Raw genomic sequence first — 21,007 nt, forward strand, 5'->3', positions numbered from 1 at the left:
GAGGCGGGTCCGCCGCGTCAACGCCCCGACGCCGTCAGGCGCGCTCGGCCCAGCCGGACTCCAGGAGGTCGAAGACGGCGTCGAGGGCGGCGCGCGGGTCGGGCTCGGCGCCGGCCAGCTCGGGGATCTCCAGCACGTAGCGGGCCAGCGCGCGCACGGTCATGTCGGCGGGGCCGCGCCCGGTCTCGGCCGCGATCGCCTCGGCCAGCGGGCCCTCGGCGGCGATCCAGAGCCGGCGCGAGTACTCGCGCAGGGCGGGCGTGCCCACGATCAGGTCGCGTTTGCGCCGCTGCTCGGGCGGCAGGTCGCCGGCGAACGGCCCCCGCTCGGCCAGGCAGCGCCGCAGGGCCGCCAGCACGCTCTGCCCGGCGGGCCGCTCGCGGACGGCGGCGGCCAGCCAGACGTGCCGGTCGTCGCCGTCGTCGAAGATCAGCGCGTCCTTGCCGTCGGGCACGTGCGCGAACAGGGTGGCGATGGAGACGTCGGCCTCGTCGGCGACCCGGGCGACGGTGACGCCGTCGTAGCCGTGCTCGGCGAACAGCCGCACCGCGGCCTCGGCCAGGGCCTTGCGGGTCTGCGCCTTCTTGCGTTCGCGGCGTCCTGTCGTCATGCTCTCATCGTAGCAAAAACTAGAATGATTCTGAATTCATAACCACTACAGGAATGAGCGCCCCCGTGTCCTCCTCCTCCGCGCCCTGGGACGTCCGGCGCCTGCCGTCCGCGCAGGGCAGGCACTTCCTGGTCACCGGCGGCAACGCCGGCATCGGCTACTTCGTGGCCGAGCAGCTCGCCGGCACCGGCGCCACCGTGATCCTCGGCAGCCGCGACCCCGCCAGGGCGGAGACCGCCGCGCTCTCCATCCGCGGCCGGGTCCCGGGCGCGCGGGTCCGGCAGGTGCCGCTCGACCTGGCCGACCTCGCCTCGGTCGAGGCCGTCGTCGCGGCGTTGCGGCTGCCGAGCCTGGACGCCGTCGTGTGCAACGCCGGCGTGCTGCTCGACCACCCGCCGCGGCGCGAGACGAAGGACGGCCACGAGCTGATGTTCGCCACCAACCATCTCGGCCACTTCGTGCTGGTCGCGCACCTGGCGCCGCTGCTGGCCGCCGCCCCCGCCGCCCGCGTCGTGACCACCGGCAGCCTGACCGCCAGGTCCGAGACCCTGGACCTGGACGACCTGCAGAGCCGTGGCGACGTCCGGCCCAAACGGGTGTACGCGCGCTCGAAGCTGGCGCAGATGCTCTTCGGCTTCGAGCTGGACCGCCGCCTGCGCGCCGCGGGCGCCACCACGGCGAGCGTGGTCACCCACCCCGGCGGCGCGCTCGACTCCCTGACGCCCTCGCGGCCGTTCCGGCCACGCACCGCCGGCGAGCGGCTGCGCGGCCTGCCCGCCGGGCTGCTGCTGCAGGGCAAGGAGGCCGCGGCGTGGCCGGCGGTGCGGGCCGTGCTGGATCCGTCCGTACGCGGCGGGGAGCTGTGGGGGCCCAGGGTGCTGGGGATGCGCGGCCTGCCGGCCCGCGAGCCGGTGCGCGGGCACCTGGCCGACCCCGAGCTCGCCGCCCGGCTGTGGGCCGCGAGCGCCGAGCTGACCGGGCTCGATCCCTTCGCGCCCGGCCGCACGCCTTCCGGGTGACCGGCGGGCCGTGGTGCTACGCTTCGACGATCGTGCCCGGGTGAGGGCTCAGCTCCGGGCGGCGGCGTCGGCCGGATGCGCGAGGCGTTCGCCGAGCTGGGCGGGCGCCTGTCGGTGCGCGGCGTGCCCGGCGAGGGCACGACCGTCAGCGGCACCGTCCCGGTCTAGGCGCGCTCGCCGGGCTGGACGAACTCGGGCTGGTCGAGGACGCGCAGCCAGCTCCCGTCGGGCTGACGCCGCACGACCTGGGCGCGGGCGCCCGAGCCGTCCTTGGGCGGGGTCGAGGTGAGGGCGAGGTCGCCGCTGACCAGCGTCGGCAGCGGCTGCTCCGGCTCGAAGTGCGGGCGGCCGGCCAGCACCTTCTCCCACAGCTCCTGGATGGCGGCCCGTCCGACGGTGCGGCTGCCGGGCGGGTAGGCCAGCACGGCGTCCTCCTCGTAGAGCGCGGCGACGCCGGCCGCGTCGCCGGCGTTGGAGCGCTCGACGAACAGGCGGGTGATGTCCTCGGGCTGCATGGCCTTCTCGTATGTGGTCATGGTGCCAGCCTGCCGTCTGCATCTCCAGAAGTCCAACAGATGGTTCTTATGTTCTCTACAATCTGAGGTTATGGAACTGAGGCAGCTGGAGTACTTCGTCGCGGTGGCCGAGGAGCGCAGTTTCACCCGTGCGGCCGAGCGGGTGCACATCAGCCAGTCGGGGGTCAGCGCCCAGATCCGGCAGCTCGAACGCGAGCTCGGCGCCGAGCTGTTCGACCGGTCGGCCCGGGTGGCCACGCTCACCGTCGCGGGCAAGGCGGCGCTCGAGCACGCCCGCGCCGCGCTGGCCGCCGCCGGCGCGGTGGGCCAGGCGGTGGGCGAGGTGACCGACCTCATCCGCGGCACGCTGACGGTCGGCATGGTGCTCGGCTGCACGATCACGCCCCTGTTCGACGCGCTGGCCGCCTTCCGCTGGGCCCATCCGGGCGTGGAGCTGTCCCTGCTGGAGGACAACTCCGACAAGCTGGTCGAGGGCGTCCGTGGCGGGGCGCTCGACCTGGCGCTCATCGGCGCCGCGAACGGCGTCCCCGAGGGCCTGGAGTCGTTGACGATCGTCAGCGAGCGGCTGGTGGCGGCCGTCCCGCCGGAGCACCCGCTGGCCGGGCGCAGGCGGATCGCCCTGCGCGACCTGGGCGAGCATGCGATCGTGTGCATGCCGCGCGGCACGGGGCTGCGGGCGGTGTTCGACGAGGCGTGCGCGGCCCAGGGGCTGCGGCCGCCGATCGCGCTGCAGGCCGGCGCCGCCGACGCCATCGCCGGCCTGGCCGTGCGCGGCCTCGGGGTGGCGATTCTCAGCGAGTCGATGGCCGCGCTCCACCGCGACCGGCTCACCGCGCTGCTCATCGACGACGTGCGCACGCCCGCCCTGCTCGCCCTGGTCTGGCGGGAGGGCGGCGGCCCGGCGGTGCGGGCGCTGCTGCCGCACGCCCGCCGCGCGTTCTCCGGCGGCCCCGACGGCGCTCCCGGCGATCGTCAGGATGTCCTTGACACGGCGCTTCGTCAAGGGAAGGCTGACAGCATGATGACACACAGACAGAGCATCCGGGAGACGGCGCCCGTCGAGCAGCTGGCGACGAGGTGTTCGTTCTGCGGCAAGCCGCACGAGGAGGCCAGGAAGGTCGTCGCCGGGCCCGGCGTCTACATCTGCGACGTCTGCATCGACCTGAGCCAGCAGATCGTCCAGGCCGAGCTCCGCAGGGAGGGCGAGCCCGCGCCGGCCGGCGACGGCGGGTCGCGCGTCCACTGGGGCCCCGCCCCTGACGACAAGTACGTGTCCGGCATGTCCGACGAGGACGTGCTGGCCTCCCTGCCCCGCCAGGCGCTCACTCTTGAGCAGGCCGAACGCGACCTGCGCGCCTGGGTGGGCATCCTGCGCGACCGCAACGTGACGTGGGCCAGGATCGGCGAGGCTCTCGGCATCACCCGCCAGGCGGCGTGGGACCGGTTCGCCGTCCACGTCGAATTGCGGTGACGGCCCCAAAACTGCAATCCACTTCATTTTTGCAGTAAAGTCCTGCCATGACCGAAGGGCTTCGCGAGCGCAAGAAGCGCAAGACCCGCCGGCACCTCTCCGACGTGGCGATCGGGCTGTTCGTCGAGCGCGGCTTCGACCAGGTTACGATCGCCGAGATCGCCGCGGCGGCGGAGGTGTCGGTGAACACGCTCTACAACTACTTCACCGCCAAGGAAGATCTCGTGCTGCCGCCCGAGGAGGCCTCGCCGCAGCGGCTCGCCGACATCGTGCGCGAGCGCGCGCCGGGCGTGTCGGCGGCGCGGGCGGTGCTGGCCCGCCTGCGCGAGGAGGTGCGCGGCCGGGAGCGCAGCCTGGGGCTGACGGCCGGGTTCGGCCAGGTGCTGGAGATGATGCTGGCCGCTCCCACGCTGCGCGCGCGCCTGGAGGAGCTGGCCGGGCAGATGACCGACGCGCTCGCCGACGTGCTGGCCGAGGAGACGGGGGCCGAGCCGGGCGATCCGCTGCCGCGGGCCGTCGCCTGGCAGATCGGCGGCCTGCACTCGCTGGTGTACGCCGAGGTCGGCAGGCGGGTGGCCGCCGGGCAGGGGCCCGACGCCATCGCCGCGGCCGTGCTGGAGCTGCTGGACGTGACCGAGGGCCTGCTCGGCGAGCCCTTGCTGACCTATGCCGTACGGGAGGGCTGAGCGTTGTTCCGGGTGACCATCCGCGGGAAGTTCGACGGGATCGACGAGGAGGGGGAGGCCGCGGTGCTGGCGGCGCACGACATCGCGTTCACCGAGGCGGGCACGTTCACCCACGACGGCAGCGTGTCGGCGTTCACCTTCCGCTGCCAGGTGCCCGCCGGGCCGGACGACGGTGAGCCCGAGGCCACCGGGCGGGCGGTCGCGGCGCTGGAGGCCTACGGGGTGCCGTACCGGGCGCTGCAGATCGCGGTGACGGACATGCGGGACATCAAGATCCGTCGCAAGGGTCGCCACTGATCCCACATCTGGGATATCGTCCCGAATATGGGACAGGATTTGGACGAGCGGCTGGCCGGGCGGCTCGCCGAGCTGCGGGTCGAGCGCGACTGGTCGCTCGACGAGCTGGCGCGGCGCGCCGGCATCAGCCGTTCGACGCTGTCCCGGCTGGAGCGCGGCGAGATCAGCCCCACCGCCGCCCTGCTCAACAAGCTCTGCGCGGTCTACGGACGCACGATGTCGCGCCTGCTGGCCGAGGTGGAGCCGGAGCCTGCACAGGTGGTGCGGGCGGCGGCCCAGGCGGTGTGGCGGGACGAGAGCTCGGGCTTCGAGCGACGTTCGGTCTCGCCGCCGCATCCGGGGCTGCGCGGCGAGGTCGTCGAGGGGCGGCTGCGGCCGGGCGCCGACATCGCCTACGACGAGCCGCCGGTTCCGGGGCTCGAGCAGCACGTCTGGGTGCTGGAGGGCGTCGTGGAGATCACCGCCGACGGCCGCGTCCACCGGCTGGAGGCGGGCGACTGCCTGCGCTTCCGCCTGTGGGGGCGGTCGCGGTTCCGCTGCCCGGGGCCCTCGCCGGTCCGTTACGCCCTGCTCGTCGTCCTGCCGTGAGGAGCCCTTTCGTGCACACCGTCACCCGCATGTCCCCGCAGGAGTTCGCCGGCAGCGTCGAGGAGCTGGGCGTGCTGCTGGCCGACGCCGTCGACGGCGGCGCCTCGGTCGGCTTCCTCAAGCCGTTCGGCCCGGAGGAGGCCGCGGCCTGGTGGCGGGGACAGGCGGCGGCGGTGGCCGAGGGCGGCATGGCGGTGTGGGCCTGCCGCGACGCCGGCGGCTTCCTGGCCGGCACGGTCAGCCTGGTGCTGGCCCGCAAGCCCAACTCGCGGCACCGGGCCGAGCTGGTCAAGCTGCTGGTCCACCGCCAGGCGCGCGGGCGCGGCCTGTCCCGCCTGCTGCTGGCCGCCGCCGAGGAGGGCGCCGTCGCGGCCGGGGCCGGCCTGCTGGTGCTCGACACCGAGACCGGCAGCGCCGCCGAGCACGTCTACCGCACCGGCGGCTGGACCCGCTACGGCGTCGTGCCTGGCTACGCCGGGGCCCCCGACGGCACCCTGCTCGACTGCAGCTTCTTCTACAAGCGCCTCACGGCCGGCGCGTGAGCCGGTCGGGGCCCCGGCGGGCGGCTCTCGGCGGGGGCCCGCCTAGAATGAGCTTCGGATCTTCATCGGGGGGTTGACGTGCCGTCCTGGGCAGAGCAGGCGATCTTCTGGCACGTCTACCCGCTGGGCTTCCTGGGCGCCGAGCGGGCCGCCGTGCCGCGGGTCACCCACCGGCTCGCGGGCCTGACGCCGTGGCTCGACCACGCCGCCGCGCTGGGCGCCGACGGGCTGCAGCTCGGCCCGATCTTCGCCGCCGAGACCCACGGCTACGACACCCTCGACCACTTCCGCATCGATCCGCGCCTGGGCGACGACGGCGACTTCGACGCGCTGGTGTCGGCCGCGCACGAGCGCGGGCTGCGGGTGCTCCTCGACGGCGTCTTCAACCACGTGGGCCAGGGCTTCCCGCGCTTCCAGCAGGCCCTGCGCGAGGGGCCGGGCTCGGCGGCCGCGCGCTGGTTCCGGCTGCGCTGGCCCGCCGGCGGCGGCGCTCCGGCGCACGACGACTTCGAGGGGCACCAGTCGCTGGTCGCGCTCGACCACGCCGAGCCGGCCGTCGCCGAGCACGTCGCGGCGGTGATGGCCCACTGGCTCGACCGCGGCGCCGACGGCTGGCGGCTGGACGCCGCCTACGCCGTGCCGCCGCAGTTCTGGGCGCGGGTGCTGCCCGAGGTGCGCCGCGGGCGGCCGGAGGCGTACGTGGTGGGGGAGGTCATCCACGGCGACTACGCCGCGTTCGTGGCCGAGACCGGCGTGGACGCGGTCACCCAGTACGAGCTGTGGAAGGCGATCTGGAGCTCGCTCAACGACCGCAACGCCTTCGAGCTGGCCTGGGCGCTCAAGCGCCACACCGCCTTCGCCGAGTCCTTCGTGCCGATGACGTTCGTCGGCAATCACGACGTCACCCGCCTGGCCAGCCGCCTGGCCGACGAGCGCCACCTGCCGCACGCCCTGGCCGTGCTGATGACGGTCGCCGGCACGCCCTCGCTGTACGCCGGCGACGAGTACGCCCTGCGCGGCGTCAAGGAGGAGCGCGAGGGCGGCGACGACGCCGTGCGCCCGGCCTTCCCCGGCTCCCCGCTGGAGATGCCGCCGGCCGGCCTGCCGGTGCTCGGCCTGCACCGGCGGCTCATGGCGCTGCGCCGCCGGCACCGGTGGCTGGCCCGCGCGCACACCACCGACCTGGTCCTGTCCAACCAGCTCTACGCCTACGAGAGCCGCTCCGGCGGCCACGCGCTGGCCGTCGCGCTGAGCACCTCCGACGAGCCGTCGCAGGTCAGCCTGCCCTTCTCCGGAAGCCTGGCCGCCGGCGACGGCGTCCTGGACGGCTCGTCGCTGACCCTGCCCCCGCACGGCTGGGCCGTCGTCGAGCCCTGAACAGGGCGACCTACCTGTAATCACTACGAACAGTAGCGTTATGGCAACGTTCCGCTACAACTTCCTCGGGGCATCACCATCGCGACAAAGCCGACGCGCTCGCCGACAGGGCGAGGCAGCCTGCCGAAGCGGGCCCGTCGTGCGTCCCCCGCGAGAGGAATGCCTTCTCATGCCCATGACCCGGCTCCCCCCTGTCCTGTGCGCCGCCGCGCTGGCGGCCGCCACCCTCACCGCCCCCGCGCAGGCGGCCGGCCCCACCACGGACGCCGCCGCCTGCATCCGGCACCTGGCCAGGAACCACACCTACAAGGACGGCTCCCGCACCTACACCACCGACGGCGCCGGACGGCCCGCGCGGGCCCTGGCCCCGCAACTGGCCAGGAAGGCGGCCGCGCGCAGCGGGTGCGAGGCCACCGTCGGCAACTGGGGCGGCAGCGGCGACTGGCAGGGCGGCCATCTCATCGCCTCCTCCTTCTCCGGCGCCAGCCTGCGCTACAACCTGGTCCCCATGCGCGGCCGGCAGATCAACCAGGGCCTGATGCTGCGCGTCGAGAACGGCGCCCGCGCCTGCCTGGAGGCCAAGGGCGGCGCGGTGGCCGACTACCGCGTCGAGGTGCACTATCCCGACGGCACGACGGTGATCCCCGACCGCATCCACGTCTCCATGTCGGCGACGATCTCCGGGGTGTCCCGGCGGGTCACGGTGACCTTCCCGAACGCCACCCTGTCGGCCCGTGAGCTGGACTCCTGGCACACGAAGATCACCAACGCGTTCCGGACGGCGCACTGCATGAGCGGCTCTGACAAGGCGTAGCCACCGGTGTTGTGGGAACCCTGCATGCGGGATCGACCCGTTCTGGTGTGGGATCGTCCTCATGACGAACGCAGGAAGACGGCGGCGGTTCCCCACCGGTGACCTGGCCAGGATCGCGGTGTTCGCCGCGCTGATCGCGGTGCTGGGCGCGCCGGGCGCGGTCAATGTCCTCGGCAACGCGGTGCCGATCACTCTCCAGACGCTCGGCGTCATGCTGGCCGGGGCCATCCTCGGCAGCCGGCGGGGGGCGCTGGCGGTGGTCGTGCTGCTGGTGCTGGTCGCGGCCGGGCTGCCGCTGCTGGCGGGCGGGCGCGGCGGGCTCGGCGTGTTCACCGCCGCCTCCGCCGGGTTCCTGCTCGGCTGGGTCCCGGGGGCCGCGGTCACCGGGCTGCTGGTGGAGCGGGCAGGCCGGACGCCGAGCGTGCTGCGGCTGCTGGTGGCGTGCGCGGTGGGCGGGATCGGGGTGGTCTACCTGGTCGGCGTGCCGGTGCAGGCGCTGGTCACCGGGCTGCCGCTGACCAAGGCGCTGGCGCTCAGCGCGGTGTTCCTGCCGGGCGACGCGCTCAAGGCGGTGGTGGCCGCCCTGGTGGCCAGGGGCACGCAGCGCGCCTATCCCGACGCCGTTCCGGCCGTCCACCGCGAACGGGTGCGCTGATGCCGGTCGCCGAGCACGTCCTGCGGCACGCCGCCGACAGTCCGTCCCGGGTCGCGCTGCGCGGTCCGGGCGGCTCGCTGACTTACGGTGAGCTGGCCGGGCGCGTCCAGGGCGGGGCGCGGCATCTGCGCGGGCGCGGCGCGCTGGCCGCCATCGCCCTGCATGACCCGGTCGAGCTGCTGATCGCGGTGCTGGCGGCCGATCTGGCGGGGGTGACGCCGCTGGTCGGCGATCCGGCCTGGAGCGCGGAGCGTTGGGCGCGCGTGGCCGGGTCGGCCGGCGCGGACCTGCGGGTCGAGGAGCCGCTGCCGGCCGTGCCGGGCGCGCCGCTCGTGCCCGAGCCCCGTCCCGGCGACCGGGCGTGGGCGTGCTTCACCTCCGGCAGCACGGGCCGGCCGCGCGCGGTCGCGCGCACCCGCGCGTCCTGGACGCGGTCCTTCCCGCACCTGACCGAGTTGACCGGCATCGGCCCGGCCGACGTCGTCCTGGTGCCCGGCCCGCTGGTCTCCTCCCTGTACGCCTTCGCCGCCGTGCACACGCTGGCCGTGGGCGCGACGGCCGTGGTGCCGGGCGGGCGGCCCACGGCGGCGTCGCTGCGCGCGGCGACGGCGATCCACCTGGTGCCCCACCGGCTGCCCGAGGTGCTGGAGCAGGCCCCCCGCCTGCGGACGGCCGTCGTCGGCGGCGCGGCGCTGAGCGGGCAGGCCCGGGAGCTGGCCGGGCGGGCGGGGGTGCGGGTGATGTCCTACTACGGCGCGACCGAGCTGTCGTTCGTGGCCTTCGACGCCGACGGGGGCGGGTTGCGCGCCTTTCCCGAGGTCGAGATCGAGGTCAGGGCCGAGCCGGGGCGGGCGCTGGGCGAGGTGTGGGCGCGCTCGCCGTGGCTGGCCGAAGGCTATCTGGGCGGCGCGCGGGGGCCGCTGCGCCGCGACGGCGCGGGCTGGATGACGGTCGGCGACCTGGCCGAGCCGTACCGGGCCGGGCAGGTGCTGCGGGTGCGCGGGCGCGGCGACGGCGCGATCCAGACCGGCGGCGCGACCGTGGTGCCCGAGGACGTCGAGGCGGTGTTGCGGAACGTGCCGGGGGTGGGGGACATCGTGGTGATCGGGTCGCCGCACCCGTCGCTCGGCTCGGTGGTGACCGCGGTGGTCGAGGGGGCCTCGCCGCCGCCGCGCGCGCTGCTGGAGGCCGTCGCGCGCAGCGGGCTGGACGTGGCGCAGCGGCCCCGGCGCTGGTACGCCGTGCCCGTGCTGCCGCGTACCGGGTCGGGCAAGCCGGCGCGCGGGCTGGTGGCCGACCGGCTGGCCGGCGGCGACCCCGAGCTGCGGCGGCTGGTCTGACGTGGGCGGACGACCCGTCGTCGTGGCGGCCCGCCGTACGCCGATCGGCACGGCCGGGCACGCCTTCAAGGACGTGACCGTCGACCGGCTGGCCGCCTCCGTGATCGAGGCGGTGGCCGCCGAGGCCGGTCGGCCGGTGGAGGACGTGGTGCTCGGCAACTGCATGGGCCCCGGCGGGAACGTGGCCCGGGTCTCGGCGCTGGCCGCCGGGCTCGGGCACGGCGTGCCCGGCCTGACCGTCGACCGGCAGTGCGGCAGCGGGCTGGCCGCGATCCTGGTGGCCGGGCAGGCGGTGGCCGCGGGGGAGATGGACCTGGTGATCGCCGGGGGAGCCGAGAGCGCCTCGACCGCGCCGCTGCGCACGCCGCGGGGCGCGGACCGTCCCTACGACCGGGCGCCCTTCGCCCCCGAGGGCCATCCCGACCCCGACATGGGCCCGGCCGCCGAAGCCCTGGCCGGCGCGTACGGCATCAGCCGCGACCGCCAGGACGACTACGCCCGCCTCAGCCACGCCAAGGCGCTGGCCGCCCGCGCGGCGGGCGCCTTCGACCAGGAGATCGTGCCGGTCGGCGGCCGGGCGGAGGACCAGCGTCCCAGGGCGTTGCGGGCGGCGTCGCTGGCCCGGTTGCCCGCGGCGTTCGTGCCGGGCGGTACAGTGACCGCCGGTAATTCCTCCCCGGTCAGCGACGGCGCGGCCGCCGTGGCGCTGGCCCCCGAGCGGGCCGGCCTGCCGGGGTTGCGGCTGTTGGCCGGGTCCGTCGTCGGCTGTGATCCGGCGCTGCCCGGGTGGGGGCCGGTGCCCGCGGTCCGCCGGGTGCTGGCACGTGCGGGGGTGGACATGGGACGGGTGGCCGCGGTGGAGATCGTGGAGGCGTTCGCGGCGCAGGTGCTGGCCGTCACCGACGCGCTCGGCCTCGACCCGCTGGAGGCCGACCGCGAGCGGGTGTGCGCCGGCGGCGGCGCGCTGGCGCTCGGCCATCCGTGGGGCGCGACCGGCGCGGTGGTGGTGACCAGGCTCTTCTCCAGGCTGGTGCGGGCCGGGGCGCCCGCGGGCACACTCGGGCTGGCGGCCGCGGCGGTGGGCGGCGGGCTGGGCGTGGCCGCGCTGTTCGAGGTGGTCGCGTGATCGAGTTCGCCGACGTGCACGTCCGGCTGGGCGCCCGCGACGTGCTGCGCGGCATCACCGCGAGCCTGACCGAGCGCCGGGTGGGCGTGGTCGGCGCGAACGGCTCGGGCAAGAGCACGCTGGCCCGGCTGATCAACGGCCTGGCGGTGCCCACCTCGGGCGAGGTCACCGTGCTCGGCCTGGACACCCGCCGTCAGGCGGCGCGGATCAGGCGGCGGGTGGGGTTCCTGTTCACCGACCCCGACGCGCAGATCGTCATGCCGACCGTGGCCGAGGACGTCGCCTTCTCCCTGCGCCGCAAGGGCCTGCCGCGCGAGGAGGTCGAGCGCCGGGTGCACGAGGTGCTGGCCCGGCACGGCCTGGACGGACACGCCGACCATCCCGCCCACCACCTGTCCGGCGGCCAGAAGCAGTTGCTGGCCCTGTGCGCGGTCATGGTGCTCGAACCCGACATCCTGGTCATGGACGAGCCCACGACGCTGCTCGACCTGCGCCATTCGCGGCAGGTGGCCACGTTGTTGCGGGAGATGCCGCAGCAGGTGGTGGCGGTGACGCACGACCTGCCGCTGCTGGCCGGGTTCGACCGGGTGCTGGTGCTGGACGAGGGCCGGGTGGTCGCCGACGGCCCGCCGGCCGAGGCGATCGGCCACTACACCAGGCTGATGGCGTGAACGGGCTCACCGGCGCCCACGTGCCGGGCGGCTCGTGGCTGCACCGGCTGCCGCCGGGGGTCAAGCTGGCGGGGCTGGCGGTGTCCTGCACGGTGCTGGTGCTGTTGCGGCCGCCGCTGGCGCTGGCGGGGGCGGCGCTCGTGGTGGCGGCGTCGTACGCGTCGGCGCGGGTGGGGGGACGGGCGGCGTGGGCGCAGGTGCGGCCGGTGCGCTGGTTCGCGGTCATGCTGTTCGTGCTGCAACTGGTGTTCGCGGACCTGGACGCGGCGGTGTCCTCGACGTTGCGGGTGGTGCTGGCCGTGGCGCTGGCGGGGCTGGTGACGCTCACCACGCGGACGGCCGACATGCTGGCGGCGCTGGAGCGCGCGCTGTCGCCGGTCAGGTTGGTGGGGCTGGACCCGTTCCGGCTGTCGTTGCTGCTCTCGCTCACCGTGCGCAGCGTGCCGGTGGTGGCGTCGCTGGCGGTGCGGATCAGGGAGGCGCAGCGGGCGCGGGGGGTCGAGCGCAGTGTGCGGGCCTTCGCGGTGCCGCTGGTGGTGGGCGCCCTGCGGCACGCGGACGCGCTGGGCGAGGCGTTGTCGGCCCGCGGGCTCGACGACTGACCCCCACTTCATCACAAAGCGGACATAAGGCAGTTACAACTTACACCTCCACTTTTGGCCAAATATAGCCTTCTTGCGTAAATAAACGACAAAACGGACGTCGATCGTTCGTTGCGCAAGGAGTCCTTCCCCCGTGCTGCCCACCAGAGCGCTGCTCGCCGCCTGCCTGCTGGCCCCCCTTCCCGTCGTCCTGCAGGGGACGGCGCACGCGGCCGCGTACTGCTCGATTCCCGACACGCCCGCCCTCACCGCCCAGGAGTCGGGGCCGCGCGAGGGCTACCTGGCCGGATCGGGCAGCGACGCCTTCGTGGACTGGGTCTATCCCAGCCCGCGCCCGGCGGCCAAGGAGCCGACGGCGGCCCAGCGCCGCGACTACGCCGGCTTCCCCAACCTCACCGCGATCGACGTGGTCAGGCCCGACGGCACGCCCGGCCAGAAGCTGATCGCCACCTGGTCCACCAACGTGGACGCGGTCATGGCCCAAACCAGCGGCATGGCCGTCTCCGACGACGGCGGCCTGACCTTCGGCCCGGCGCGCAGCACGCCGCTGCGCGAGGCGCCGGTGCAGTTGCACGACGGCCGCCTGTTCGGCACCGCCTACTACCTGTCGAAGGTCGACGCCCACACCAACGAGCTGGACGTGCACACCTCCACCGACCTCGGCCAGACCTGGGACACCGCCAAGGCCACCTTCACCAGCCCGGACGAGCTGGTCGGCGGCGGCGTGGCGCACGGCGTGCCGATCCAGCTGGCCGACGGGACCGTCCTGGTGACCGTCTACGCCCGCTACACCGCCACCGGCGGCAAGAACCAGGCCGAGCTGTACGCCAGCGCCGACGGCGGCCGGACCTTCGCCCGCCGCGGCGTCATCGCCCGCCCGGCCGGCGAGGCGACGTACAACGAGACGGCCGTCGAGCAGACCGCCGACGGCAGCCTGCTGGCGGTCCTGCGCAAGGACGGCGGCACCTACTCCACGCTGGCCTGGAGCCGTTCCACCGACGAGGGCCGCACCTGGTCGGCGGTGCGCGACCTGCAGCTGTCCGGCCAGAGCTGCACGGTGCGCGGCGTGGCCCCGCGCCTGCTGCTCATGCCCAACGGCGTGCTGGTGCTCAGCGCCGGCCGCCCGGACGACTGGCTGGCGATCTCTCCCGACGGCCGCGGCGACTCCTGGACGCAGCAGCGCGTGACCTACCACAACCGCGACGGCGTCTACGACACGCACGGCTCGTCCGGGTACACGGCGCTGGCCGCCGTCGGCGCCAACCGGCTGGTCCAGCTGTTCGACAACTGCAAGCTGCCCGGCGTCAAGGCCGACGGCACGCTGAACGAGACCGCCTGCCCGGCGAGCGGCAGGTTCGAGAACGGCGGCTGGTACGCCGTCAAGCGCCGCCACCTGGACGTCCTGGCACCCGGCGCGGGCCGGATCGACCTGGCCGCCAAGCAGCGCGCCGGCGAGCTGACCGTCGAGACCAACATGACCTGGGCCGACGCCCGGCGGCCGCGGGTGCGCCCCGACGGCGCCTTCGACGGCAGCACCGCGTACTGGTCCAGCGCCGTCTCCCAGGGCCCCGGCGAGTACGTCCTGCACCTGGACCGCGAGCAGACCTTCAACCGGATCGGCCTCAGCCTGCGCCCGGGGCACCCGGCCTCGGCCGGCGTCTACGTCTCCAAAGACGGCGCGGACTGGGGCCGCCCGGTGGCCACGGTCACCGGCCGCACCGACTACGCGCTGCGCCACCAGCCGGTGAACGCCACCGGCCGGCACGTCAAGATCGTCGTCGAGGCCACGCCGGACTGCGACGCCGAGATCGGCCCGAGCTGCGCGATGCTCAACGAGGTCGAGCTCTACTCCACGACCGACACCTTCGACAACGACCCGATCTGGCTGCGCCCGCGCGGCTACCAGAGCCTGTCGGCGGCGTGGGTGTCGCCGTACGAGGTGGGCGCCGACCGGGCGCTGACGTTGTCCGACAAGTCCACCACCTTGATGGCCAAGGCGGCCCGCACCACGACCGCGAGCGCGCGCAAGACCCTGGAGTTCCGCTACAAGCCGGTCAGCGTGACCAACTCCTTCCTGTTCACGGTGACCAGCGGGACGACGTCGGCCTACCACCTGAGCATCAGCAGGGCCGGCGCGGTCAGCCGCTACGACGCCGCCGCCAAGAAGTGGACGACCCTGGCCCCCGCCGGGACGGTCGGCGAGGGCTGGACCAGGATCCGACTGGAGGCCACCACCTCCTCCGCCACCCTGTACGCCGGTGACCGGCAGCTCGCCACGTTGCCCCGCACGGCCGCCGTGACCTCGATGGACGGCTACGCCTTCAGCAGCGCGGGCACCGCTCCGGCCGACGACGAGGCGCTGTTCGACGACGTGCGGTTCGAGGACCGCTGACCTCGCGCGGCGGCGCGGGAGCGTGCCCGCGCCGCCACCTTGGCCTGCCTTGCGCCGCCTCGACGGGCCGTGCCTATGATCGCGCCATGCCTCCCCTGACGCTTCCCCGCCAGCACGCCCGCACGGCTCGCTTCACCTACGGCGTCCCGCGGAACTTCACGATCTCCCCGGACGGCGCGCGGGTGATCTTCCTGCGGTCGTCGTCGGGCGAGGACCCGGTGCACCGGCTGTGGTCGTTCACCGTGGCGACGGGGGAGGAGCGCCTGCTGGCCGAGCCGGGCGCGCCCGTGCCCGGCGAGCGGCTGTCGGAGGCCGAGCGCGCCCGCCGGGAGCGCACCCGTGAGCACGCCCGCGGCATCGTGGACTACGCCACCGACGCGGCCGTGACCAAGGCCGTCTACGCGGCCGACGGCGCGCTGCACACCGTCGACCTGCTGACCGGCGAGGTGACCGCGCTCGGCCTGACCGGCTCCGACCCGCGGCTGGACCCCACCGGCGAGCACGTCGCGTTCGTCTCCGGCGGGGCGCTGCACGTCGGGGAGCGGCCGCTGCTGGTCCCCGACGGCACCGACGTGACGTGGGGGCTGCCCGAGCACGTGGCGGGCGAGTCGATGGGCCGTCACCGCGGCTACTGGTGGGCGCCCGACGGCACCCGGCTGCTGGCCGCCCGGGTGGACAACGCCGCGGTGCAGAAGTGGTGCCTGGCCGAGCCGGCCGAGCCGGGCCGGCCGCCGCGGACCATGGCCTACCCGCCGGCCGGCACGGCCAACGCCGACGTGTCGTTGTGGCTGGTCACGCTGGAGGGCCGGCGCACCCGGGTGGTGTGGGACCGCGCGGCCTTCGAGTACGTGGCGGCGGTGTCGTGGACCGTCCAGGGCCTGCTGGTGCTGGTGCAGAGCCGCGACCAGCGCACGACCCGCGTCCTGGAGGTCGATCCGGCCACCGGGGCGACCACGCCGGTGCGCGAGGACACCGACGACGCCTGGCTGGAGCTGGTGCCCGGCGTGCCGTCGCGCACGGCCGCGGGCGAGCTGGTCTGGACGGTCGACCGCGACGACACCCGGCGCCTGATGGTGGGCCGGGACGTGGTGACCCCGCCGGGCCTGCAGGTGCTGGCGGTGCTGGCCGTCGACGGCGACACCGTGCTCCTCCACTGCTGCGAGGAGCCCACCGAACGGCACCTGTGGACCTGGTCCAGGGCCGAGGGCCTGGTCAGGGTGACCGCCGAGCCCGGCGTGCACACCGGCACGCGCGCGGGCGGGGCGACGGTCGTGGTGCGCCGCTCCCTGGAGGAGCACGGGGTGCGGGTGAGCGTGGGCGGCCGGACGATCGCCTCCCACGGGGCGGTCCCGGTGCTGCGGCCGCGGGTGGAGCTGGTGTCGCTGGGCAAGCGCGACCTGCGCACGGCGATCCTGTTCCCCTCGGGGCACGTGCCGGGGTCGGGGCGGTTGCCGGTGTTGTTGTCGCCTTATGGGGGGCCGATGGGGGCGCGGGTGCTGCGTGGCCTGGACGGCTTCGCGATCGAGCAGTGGTTCGCCGAGCAGGGCTTCGCCGTGCTGGTGACCGACGGCCGGGGCACGCCGGGCCGGGGGCCGGCCTGGGAGCGGGCGGTCCGGTTCGACAAGCTGAGCGCCGCGCTGGAGGACCAGGCCGACGCGCTGCAGGCCGCCGCCGCCCGCCATCCCGACCTGGACCTGGGCCGGGTGGCGATCCGCGGCTGGTCCTACGGCGGTTACCTGTCGGCGGCGGCGGTGCTGCGTCATCCCGGCGTCTTCCACGTGGCCGTGGCGGGCGCCCCGGTGACCGATCCGCGCCTGTACGACACCCATTGGCAGGAGCGCTACCTGGGTCACCCCGACGAGCATCCCGAGGCCTACGACCGCTGCTCGCTGCTGACCGACGCGCCCGGTCTGAGCCGTCCGCTGATGCTGGTGCACGGCCTGGCCGACGACAACGTCTTCGCCGCCCACACGCTGCGCCTGTCGGCGGCGCTGCTGGCCGCGGGCCGTCCGCACACGGTGCTGCCGCTGAGCGGCGTGACGCACATGGCCCCCCAGGAAGACGTGGCCGAGAACCTGCTGCTGCTGGAGCTGGACTTCATCCGCCACCACCTATCTCAGGTTTGACTTATATAAGCCGATCCTGAAACACTGAGGTCGTGCACGCGTTCGACGTCCTCGGGGATCCGGTCCGCCGCCGGATCCTGGAGCTGCTGGCCGGCGGCGAGCAGAGCTCCGGCGAGGTCACCGCAGTCATCCAGCGAGAGTTCGGCGTCTCACAGCCGGCGGTCTCCCAGCACCTGAAGGTGCTGCGCGACAACGGGTTCGCCAGCGTGCGGGCCGAGGGCACGCGACGGCTCTACGCCGTGGAGCCCGCGCCGCTGCGGGAGGTCGACCTCTGGCTCGACCGTTTCCGCGGCTTCTGGGACCAGCGCCTCGACGCGCTGGCCACCGAGCTGGCGCGGGGCAGAAGAAAGAAGCACGATGGACAGCCTTGACGAGATATCCCGGATCAGGCGCGAGCTGACGGACGGCGAGCGCAAGACCGTGACCCTGGCCCGCCACTACGACGCGGAGGTGGCGGACGTCTGGGACGCCTGCACCGACGCTGAGCGCATAGCCCGCTGGTTCATGCCGGTCTCCGGCGACCTGCGGCTGGGGGGCACGTACCAGCTGGAGGGCAACGCGGGCGGGGAGATCCTCGCCTGCGAGCCGCCCTCCTACCTCAGGGTGAGCTGGCTGTTCGGGCCCGACCCCGGTTTTTCCGAGGTCGAGGTGCGCCTGTCGGCCGAGGGCGAGGGCACCAGGTTCGAGCTGCGCCACACCGCCGAGGTGCCGCCGGAGATGTGGGGCCGGTTCGGGCCCGGGGCGGTCGGCGTGGGCTGGGACCTCGGGCTCCTGGGCCTGCGGCTGCATCTTTCCGGGCTGCCGATGCCCGACAAGGCCGGCTTCGAGCTGACCGCCGACGGCCGCCGTTACATCACGGCCAGCAGCCGGGCGTGGGGCGCGGCCTTCGCGGCGGCCGGGGCCCCGCCCGAGGCCGCCGCCGCCGCGGTCGCGGCCACCACGGCCTTCTACCTACCGACGGAGGACCAGTCATGAGCCAGAAGACCACCACGTTCCTGATGTTCCAGAACCGCGACGCCGAGGAGGCGATGAACTTCTACGTCTCGCTGTTCGAGGACTCCAAGGTGGTGGCCGTCTCCCACTACGGCCCGGAGGGGCCGGGGCCCGAGGGCACCGTCATGCACGCCACGTTCACCCTGGCCGGCCAGGAGTACATGTGCATCGACAGCAGTGAGCGGCACGCGTTCGGCTTCACCCCCTCGATGTCGATCTGGGTCGCGTGCGAGACCGAGGAGGAGATCGACCGGCTCTACGCGGCGCTGGCGGAGGGCGGCCGGCCGCTGATGCCGATCGGCTCGTACGGCTTCAGCACCAGGTTCGGCTGGGTCAACGACCGGTTCGGCGTCTCCTGGCAGCTGAACCTGGCCTGAGGGCCGCTCCCGGCGGAGGTCAGGCCAGGCTCTGGCCTCCGTCGAGGGTGAGCACGGTGCCGGTCGCGAAGTTGTTGGCCATGAGGAACAGCGCGGCCGAGGCCGCCTCCTGCGCGGTGCCGAACCGGCCGAGCGGCGTGTTCCGGCCCGCCGCGGCAACCGCCTCCGCGCCGTCGAGGCCGAGGCTGCCGCGCGAGAGCGGCGTGTCCACGATGCCGTACCTGACGGCGTTGACCCGCAGCCGCATCGGGGCGAGCTCGACGGCCAGGGTCCTGGTGAGCCCTTCGACGGCGCCGAGGATCGCGATGGCGGCGGCCGCGCCGGGGACGGGCCGCTGGAGGTAGAGGCCGGAGCTGAAGGTGACCGAGCCGCCGGGGGGCATGACGCGGGCGGCGGCGCGGGCGGCGGCGTAGGCCCCCCAGAACCGGCCGTCCACGGCCTGGCGGAGCCGGTCGACGGGGGTGGCCAGGAACGGGCCGCCGGCCAGGCCGCCCGCGGTGACCAGCAGGTGGTCGACGGAGCCGCCGGCCTCGTCCAGCACGCGCTCCAGGTCGTGTTCGTCAGTGCCGTCACCGGCGATGCCCGTCACGGTGGCGCCGGGGGTGCGCACCTGCTCCACGGCCGCGGCCAGGCGGTCGCGGTCGCGGGCCACCAGCGTCACGCGCGCCCCGGCGGAGGCCAGCAGCGCGCCGGCCGCGAGCCCGATGCCGGAGCTGCCGCCGACGACCACGACGGTACGGCCGGCCAGCGCGGCGGGCAGGGGCAGGCTCACCGGGACGGGGGCAAGGGTGTTCACGGTCATGATCGCTCCTCAGAAATAAACCAGACAGTTGGTTTACGAGAACCCTGGCGTGCCTCCGCCGAAATGTCAACCGGATGGTTTAATTGCCGCCATGAGCTACGACGCGGAGGCGACCAGGCGGCGCATCCTGGCGGCCGCCACGGCCGAGTACGCCGAGCACGGCTTGGCCGGTGCCAGGATCGATCGCATCGCGACCGCCGCCCAGGCCAACAAGCAGGCCATCTACCTCTACTTCGGCGGCAAGGAGAAGTTGTTCGGCACGGTGGTGCGCAACAAGCTCGACGAGATCTGCCACGCGGTGAGCCTGGACCCGCGCACCCTTCCCGAGGCCGTCGGCGTGCTGTTCGACTGGTATCAGGAGCATCCGGAGCTGGTGCGGCTGCTGATGTGGGAGGCGCTGGAGGTCGGCGAGGCGCCGGTCGAGGGGGAACGCGAGCGCAGGGAGTCCTACGTCGAGCACGTCGAGGGCCTGGCGGCGGCCGGCATGCGCGACCGCGCGACGGCCCAGGACTGGCTGTTCACCGTGCTGGGCCTGGTGGCCTGGAACTTCGCCGCCCCGCAGATGCGCCGGCTCATCCTCGACGAGCCCGACCCGGGCCGGGCGCTGGCCCGTCGCCGCGCGGCGGTCGTGGCGGCGGCGCGAGCCCTGGCGGCGGCGCACGTGCCGGCCGACGCCGTCTGAGGGCTGCGGCGAGTAGGGTGAGTAAGTGTTCACCCACCCTCTCGCGAAGGGCACGACATGAGGCTCGTCATCTTCGGCGCGACCGGCCGCACGGGGCTGGAGCTCGTCCGGCAGGCGCTCGGCCTGGGGCACGAGGTCACCGCCGTGGTCCGCGACGCCGCCCGGCTGCCGGACGGGCTGCGCGACCGCGTCGAGACCGTGACCGCCGACCTGGCCGACCCCGGGGCCGTCGCTTCGGCGATCAAGGGCGGGGACGCCGTCCTGATCGCGCTCGGCCCGCGCGGGCGCGGCCCGACCACCGTGCACACGACCGCCATGCGCTCGATCCTCCAGGCGATGGCGCGGGGCCCGGCGCGGCGGGTGCTGCTGGTGAGCGCCGCGGGCATGGTCGCCGACGCCGGCGACGGCCTGTTCACCCGGTACGTGCTCAAGCCCCTCCTCCTGCGGCCGCTGCTGAAGAACTCCTACACAGACCTGGCCGAGTCCGAGCGCCTGCTGCGCGCCTCGGGCCTGGACTGGACGATCGTGCGCCCCTCCCGGCTGCTCGACGGCGGCCCCACCGGCCGCTACCGCACGGCCCTGGACCTCAACCTGCGCGGCGGCCGTTCCACCACCCGCGCCGACCTGGCCGAATGCATGCTGAAGCTGGCCGCCGACCCGGCCTCGGCGGGGCACGTCGTCTCGGTGGCCACCTAGACGATCGAGGAGAGGAAGTCGTCGAGCAGGGCGATCTGGACGTCCTCGGGGAAGCGGCCGGGGTCGAACAACGCCTGGACGACGAGCCCGTGCGTGAAGGCCACCGCGCCGGCCGCGAGCCGTTCCGGGTCGGCCGCCGGGGGCAGTTCGCCGAGGTCGCGGGCGGTCTCCAGGTGCGCGCGCAGCGCCGAGCGCAGGCGGGTGTAGCGGGCGGCCTGGCCGGCGCCGAGGTCGTCGTCGGCCAGGGCCAGGTCCCAGGAGCTGACCCAGATGCGGTTGCGGGCGACGTCGGCGGGGCCCAGCGGCAGGATGTCGAGCAGCGCGGCCCTGAGCGCGGCCAGGCCGGCGGCCGGGGGCTCGCGGCGGGGACGGGCGGCCGTGCGCTTCTCCAGCAGGTCGAGCGCGTGCCCGACCAGGGCCCGCTTGGTGGGGAAGTAGTGCATGAGCAGGCCGGTCGACACGCCCATGGCGGTGGCGACGGCGCGCAGCGTCAGCCCGCCGAACCCCTTGTCGGCCAGCACCTGCCAGACCGCCTGCGAGACGTCGTCGCGGCGGGCTTCACGGTCTCCTGCGGCGGGCGGCATGCTGCTACCTTACATACCGAA

General features: G+C 74.6%; 24 protein-coding genes. 20 read left to right on the plus strand and 4 right to left on the minus strand.

The window, feature by feature from the left end:
* Nucleotides 1-34: 34 nt before the first annotated feature.
* On the minus strand, nucleotides 35-610 hold the full coding sequence (locus AB0J76_RS22255) for a TetR family transcriptional regulator (RefSeq protein ID WP_364390302.1): 576 nt from the start codon (nucleotides 608-610) through the stop codon (nucleotides 35-37).
* A 65-nt stretch (nucleotides 611-675) separates the two neighbouring features.
* Between AB0J76_RS22255 and AB0J76_RS22260 the strand changes: the two genes are divergently transcribed.
* Complete coding sequence (locus AB0J76_RS22260) at nucleotides 676-1,629, plus strand: SDR family NAD(P)-dependent oxidoreductase (RefSeq protein WP_364390304.1); 954 nt, start codon at nucleotides 676-678, stop codon at nucleotides 1,627-1,629.
* 164 nt (nucleotides 1,630-1,793) lie between these two features.
* Here AB0J76_RS22260 and AB0J76_RS22265 read toward each other — a convergent pair whose 3' ends face one another.
* On the minus strand, nucleotides 1,794-2,165 hold the full coding sequence (locus tag AB0J76_RS22265) for a nuclear transport factor 2 family protein (RefSeq protein ID WP_352330593.1): 372 nt from the start codon (nucleotides 2,163-2,165) through the stop codon (nucleotides 1,794-1,796).
* 70 nt (nucleotides 2,166-2,235) lie between these two features.
* Between AB0J76_RS22265 and AB0J76_RS22270 the strand changes: the two genes are divergently transcribed.
* From AB0J76_RS22270 to AB0J76_RS22350, 17 genes are all read left to right on the plus strand, one after another.
* Nucleotides 2,236-3,636 carry a LysR substrate-binding domain-containing protein gene (locus tag AB0J76_RS22270; protein ID WP_352330595.1) on the plus strand — a complete coding sequence of 467 codons (1,401 nt, stop codon included), beginning with the start codon at nucleotides 2,236-2,238 and terminating at the stop codon, nucleotides 3,634-3,636.
* 47 nt (nucleotides 3,637-3,683) lie between these two features.
* Nucleotides 3,684-4,322 carry a TetR family transcriptional regulator gene (locus AB0J76_RS22275; RefSeq protein ID WP_352330596.1) on the plus strand — a complete coding sequence of 213 codons (639 nt, stop codon included), beginning with the start codon at nucleotides 3,684-3,686 and terminating at the stop codon, nucleotides 4,320-4,322.
* Between the two features lie 12 nt (nucleotides 4,323-4,334).
* Entirely contained in the window at nucleotides 4,335-4,619 is a 285-nt protein-coding gene (locus AB0J76_RS22280) for a DUF6204 family protein (protein WP_352330598.1), read from the plus strand.
* A gap of 27 nt (nucleotides 4,620-4,646) precedes the next feature.
* Nucleotides 4,647-5,207 (plus strand): XRE family transcriptional regulator, encoded by a 561-nt coding sequence (locus tag AB0J76_RS22285; protein WP_364390307.1) that lies wholly within the window; start codon nucleotides 4,647-4,649, stop codon nucleotides 5,205-5,207.
* Between the two features lie 11 nt (nucleotides 5,208-5,218).
* Complete coding sequence (locus tag AB0J76_RS22290) at nucleotides 5,219-5,749, plus strand: GNAT family N-acetyltransferase (RefSeq protein ID WP_364390309.1); 531 nt, start codon at nucleotides 5,219-5,221, stop codon at nucleotides 5,747-5,749.
* Nucleotides 5,750-5,827: 78 nt separating this feature from the next.
* A complete protein-coding gene (locus AB0J76_RS22295) occupies nucleotides 5,828-7,126 on the plus strand; it encodes an alpha-amylase family protein (RefSeq protein WP_352330048.1) in 1,299 nt (432 codons plus the stop codon).
* A 175-nt stretch (nucleotides 7,127-7,301) separates the two neighbouring features.
* Nucleotides 7,302-7,940: a DNA/RNA non-specific endonuclease gene (locus tag AB0J76_RS22300; RefSeq protein ID WP_352330046.1), complete on the plus strand. Its 639-nt coding sequence runs from the start codon at nucleotides 7,302-7,304 to the stop codon at nucleotides 7,938-7,940.
* Nucleotides 7,941-8,001: 61 nt separating this feature from the next.
* A complete protein-coding gene (locus tag AB0J76_RS22305) occupies nucleotides 8,002-8,595 on the plus strand; it encodes a biotin transporter BioY (RefSeq protein WP_352330044.1) in 594 nt (197 codons plus the stop codon).
* Nucleotides 8,595-9,935 carry an AMP-binding protein gene (locus AB0J76_RS22310; protein ID WP_352330043.1) on the plus strand — a complete coding sequence of 447 codons (1,341 nt, stop codon included), beginning with the start codon at nucleotides 8,595-8,597 and terminating at the stop codon, nucleotides 9,933-9,935. The genes AB0J76_RS22305 and AB0J76_RS22310 overlap by 1 nt, the downstream gene beginning before the upstream one ends.
* A gap of 1 nt (nucleotide 9,936) precedes the next feature.
* The gene (locus AB0J76_RS22315) at nucleotides 9,937-11,061 is read left to right on the plus strand and encodes a thiolase family protein (RefSeq protein WP_364390312.1); all 1,125 of its coding nucleotides are present in this window, start codon (nucleotides 9,937-9,939) and stop codon (nucleotides 11,059-11,061) included.
* On the plus strand, nucleotides 11,058-11,732 hold the full coding sequence (locus tag AB0J76_RS22320) for an ABC transporter ATP-binding protein (RefSeq protein WP_352330565.1): 675 nt from the start codon (nucleotides 11,058-11,060) through the stop codon (nucleotides 11,730-11,732). Before AB0J76_RS22315 ends, AB0J76_RS22320 begins: the two co-directional genes overlap by 4 nt.
* Nucleotides 11,729-12,334 carry an energy-coupling factor transporter transmembrane protein EcfT gene (locus tag AB0J76_RS22325; RefSeq protein WP_352330567.1) on the plus strand — a complete coding sequence of 202 codons (606 nt, stop codon included), beginning with the start codon at nucleotides 11,729-11,731 and terminating at the stop codon, nucleotides 12,332-12,334. The genes AB0J76_RS22320 and AB0J76_RS22325 overlap by 4 nt, the downstream gene beginning before the upstream one ends.
* A gap of 133 nt (nucleotides 12,335-12,467) precedes the next feature.
* Nucleotides 12,468-14,726, plus strand: a complete 2,259-nt coding sequence (locus tag AB0J76_RS22330; RefSeq protein WP_352330569.1) for an exo-alpha-sialidase — start codon at nucleotides 12,468-12,470, stop codon at nucleotides 14,724-14,726.
* Nucleotides 14,727-14,812: 86 nt separating this feature from the next.
* On the plus strand, nucleotides 14,813-16,852 hold the full coding sequence (locus tag AB0J76_RS22335) for a prolyl oligopeptidase family serine peptidase (RefSeq protein WP_352330868.1): 2,040 nt from the start codon (nucleotides 14,813-14,815) through the stop codon (nucleotides 16,850-16,852).
* 32 nt (nucleotides 16,853-16,884) lie between these two features.
* Nucleotides 16,885-17,223: a metalloregulator ArsR/SmtB family transcription factor gene (locus AB0J76_RS22340; RefSeq protein ID WP_352330870.1), complete on the plus strand. Its 339-nt coding sequence runs from the start codon at nucleotides 16,885-16,887 to the stop codon at nucleotides 17,221-17,223.
* Nucleotides 17,210-17,827, plus strand: coding sequence for an SRPBCC family protein (locus AB0J76_RS22345; protein ID WP_364390315.1), 618 nt, complete (start codon nucleotides 17,210-17,212; stop codon nucleotides 17,825-17,827). The genes AB0J76_RS22340 and AB0J76_RS22345 overlap by 14 nt, the downstream gene beginning before the upstream one ends.
* On the plus strand, nucleotides 17,824-18,222 hold the full coding sequence (locus tag AB0J76_RS22350) for a VOC family protein (protein WP_352325584.1): 399 nt from the start codon (nucleotides 17,824-17,826) through the stop codon (nucleotides 18,220-18,222). The genes AB0J76_RS22345 and AB0J76_RS22350 overlap by 4 nt, the downstream gene beginning before the upstream one ends.
* A 19-nt stretch (nucleotides 18,223-18,241) precedes the next feature.
* Here AB0J76_RS22350 and AB0J76_RS22355 read toward each other — a convergent pair whose 3' ends face one another.
* Nucleotides 18,242-19,024, minus strand: a complete 783-nt coding sequence (locus tag AB0J76_RS22355) for an SDR family oxidoreductase (protein ID WP_352325583.1) — start codon at nucleotides 19,022-19,024, stop codon at nucleotides 18,242-18,244.
* Between the two features lie 91 nt (nucleotides 19,025-19,115).
* Here AB0J76_RS22355 and AB0J76_RS22360 point away from each other — a divergent pair, with 91 nt between their 5' ends.
* Entirely contained in the window at nucleotides 19,116-19,706 is a 591-nt protein-coding gene (locus AB0J76_RS22360) for a TetR family transcriptional regulator (RefSeq protein WP_352325582.1), read from the plus strand.
* 57 nt (nucleotides 19,707-19,763) lie between these two features.
* Nucleotides 19,764-20,402 (plus strand): SDR family oxidoreductase, encoded by a 639-nt coding sequence (locus tag AB0J76_RS22365; RefSeq protein WP_352325581.1) that lies wholly within the window; start codon nucleotides 19,764-19,766, stop codon nucleotides 20,400-20,402.
* Here AB0J76_RS22365 and AB0J76_RS22370 read toward each other — a convergent pair.
* Nucleotides 20,399-20,986, minus strand: a complete 588-nt coding sequence (locus AB0J76_RS22370) for a TetR/AcrR family transcriptional regulator (protein WP_352325580.1) — start codon at nucleotides 20,984-20,986, stop codon at nucleotides 20,399-20,401. The genes AB0J76_RS22365 and AB0J76_RS22370 overlap by 4 nt on opposite strands.
* Nucleotides 20,987-21,007 lie beyond the last annotated feature (21 nt).

The sequence above is a fragment of the Nonomuraea sp. NPDC049624 genome, from assembly GCF_040675255.1.
GTDB lineage: Bacteria > Actinomycetota > Actinomycetes > Streptosporangiales > Streptosporangiaceae > Nonomuraea.

Coding starts and splice junctions, on each gene's coding strand:
- AB0J76_RS22355 (WP_352325583.1), bottom strand. CDS start 19,024: ATGACCGTGAACACCCTTGCCCCCGTCCCGGTGAGCCTGCCCCTGCCC.
- AB0J76_RS22285 (WP_364390307.1), top strand. CDS start 4,647: ATGGGACAGGATTTGGACGAGCGGCTGGCCGGGCGGCTCGCCGAGCTG.
- AB0J76_RS22310 (WP_352330043.1), top strand. CDS start 8,595: ATGCCGGTCGCCGAGCACGTCCTGCGGCACGCCGCCGACAGTCCGTCC.
- AB0J76_RS22365 (WP_352325581.1), top strand. CDS start 19,764: ATGAGGCTCGTCATCTTCGGCGCGACCGGCCGCACGGGGCTGGAGCTC.
- AB0J76_RS22255 (WP_364390302.1), bottom strand. CDS start 610: ATGACGACAGGACGCCGCGAACGCAAGAAGGCGCAGACCCGCAAGGCC.
- AB0J76_RS22275 (WP_352330596.1), top strand. CDS start 3,684: ATGACCGAAGGGCTTCGCGAGCGCAAGAAGCGCAAGACCCGCCGGCAC.
- AB0J76_RS22360 (WP_352325582.1), top strand. CDS start 19,116: ATGAGCTACGACGCGGAGGCGACCAGGCGGCGCATCCTGGCGGCCGCC.
- AB0J76_RS22305 (WP_352330044.1), top strand. CDS start 8,002: ATGACGAACGCAGGAAGACGGCGGCGGTTCCCCACCGGTGACCTGGCC.
- AB0J76_RS22345 (WP_364390315.1), top strand. CDS start 17,210: ATGGACAGCCTTGACGAGATATCCCGGATCAGGCGCGAGCTGACGGAC.
- AB0J76_RS22300 (WP_352330046.1), top strand. CDS start 7,302: ATGACCCGGCTCCCCCCTGTCCTGTGCGCCGCCGCGCTGGCGGCCGCC.
- AB0J76_RS22270 (WP_352330595.1), top strand. CDS start 2,236: ATGGAACTGAGGCAGCTGGAGTACTTCGTCGCGGTGGCCGAGGAGCGC.
- AB0J76_RS22370 (WP_352325580.1), bottom strand. CDS start 20,986: ATGCCGCCCGCCGCAGGAGACCGTGAAGCCCGCCGCGACGACGTCTCG.
- AB0J76_RS22335 (WP_352330868.1), top strand. CDS start 14,813: ATGCCTCCCCTGACGCTTCCCCGCCAGCACGCCCGCACGGCTCGCTTC.
- AB0J76_RS22350 (WP_352325584.1), top strand. CDS start 17,824: ATGAGCCAGAAGACCACCACGTTCCTGATGTTCCAGAACCGCGACGCC.
- AB0J76_RS22265 (WP_352330593.1), bottom strand. CDS start 2,165: ATGACCACATACGAGAAGGCCATGCAGCCCGAGGACATCACCCGCCTG.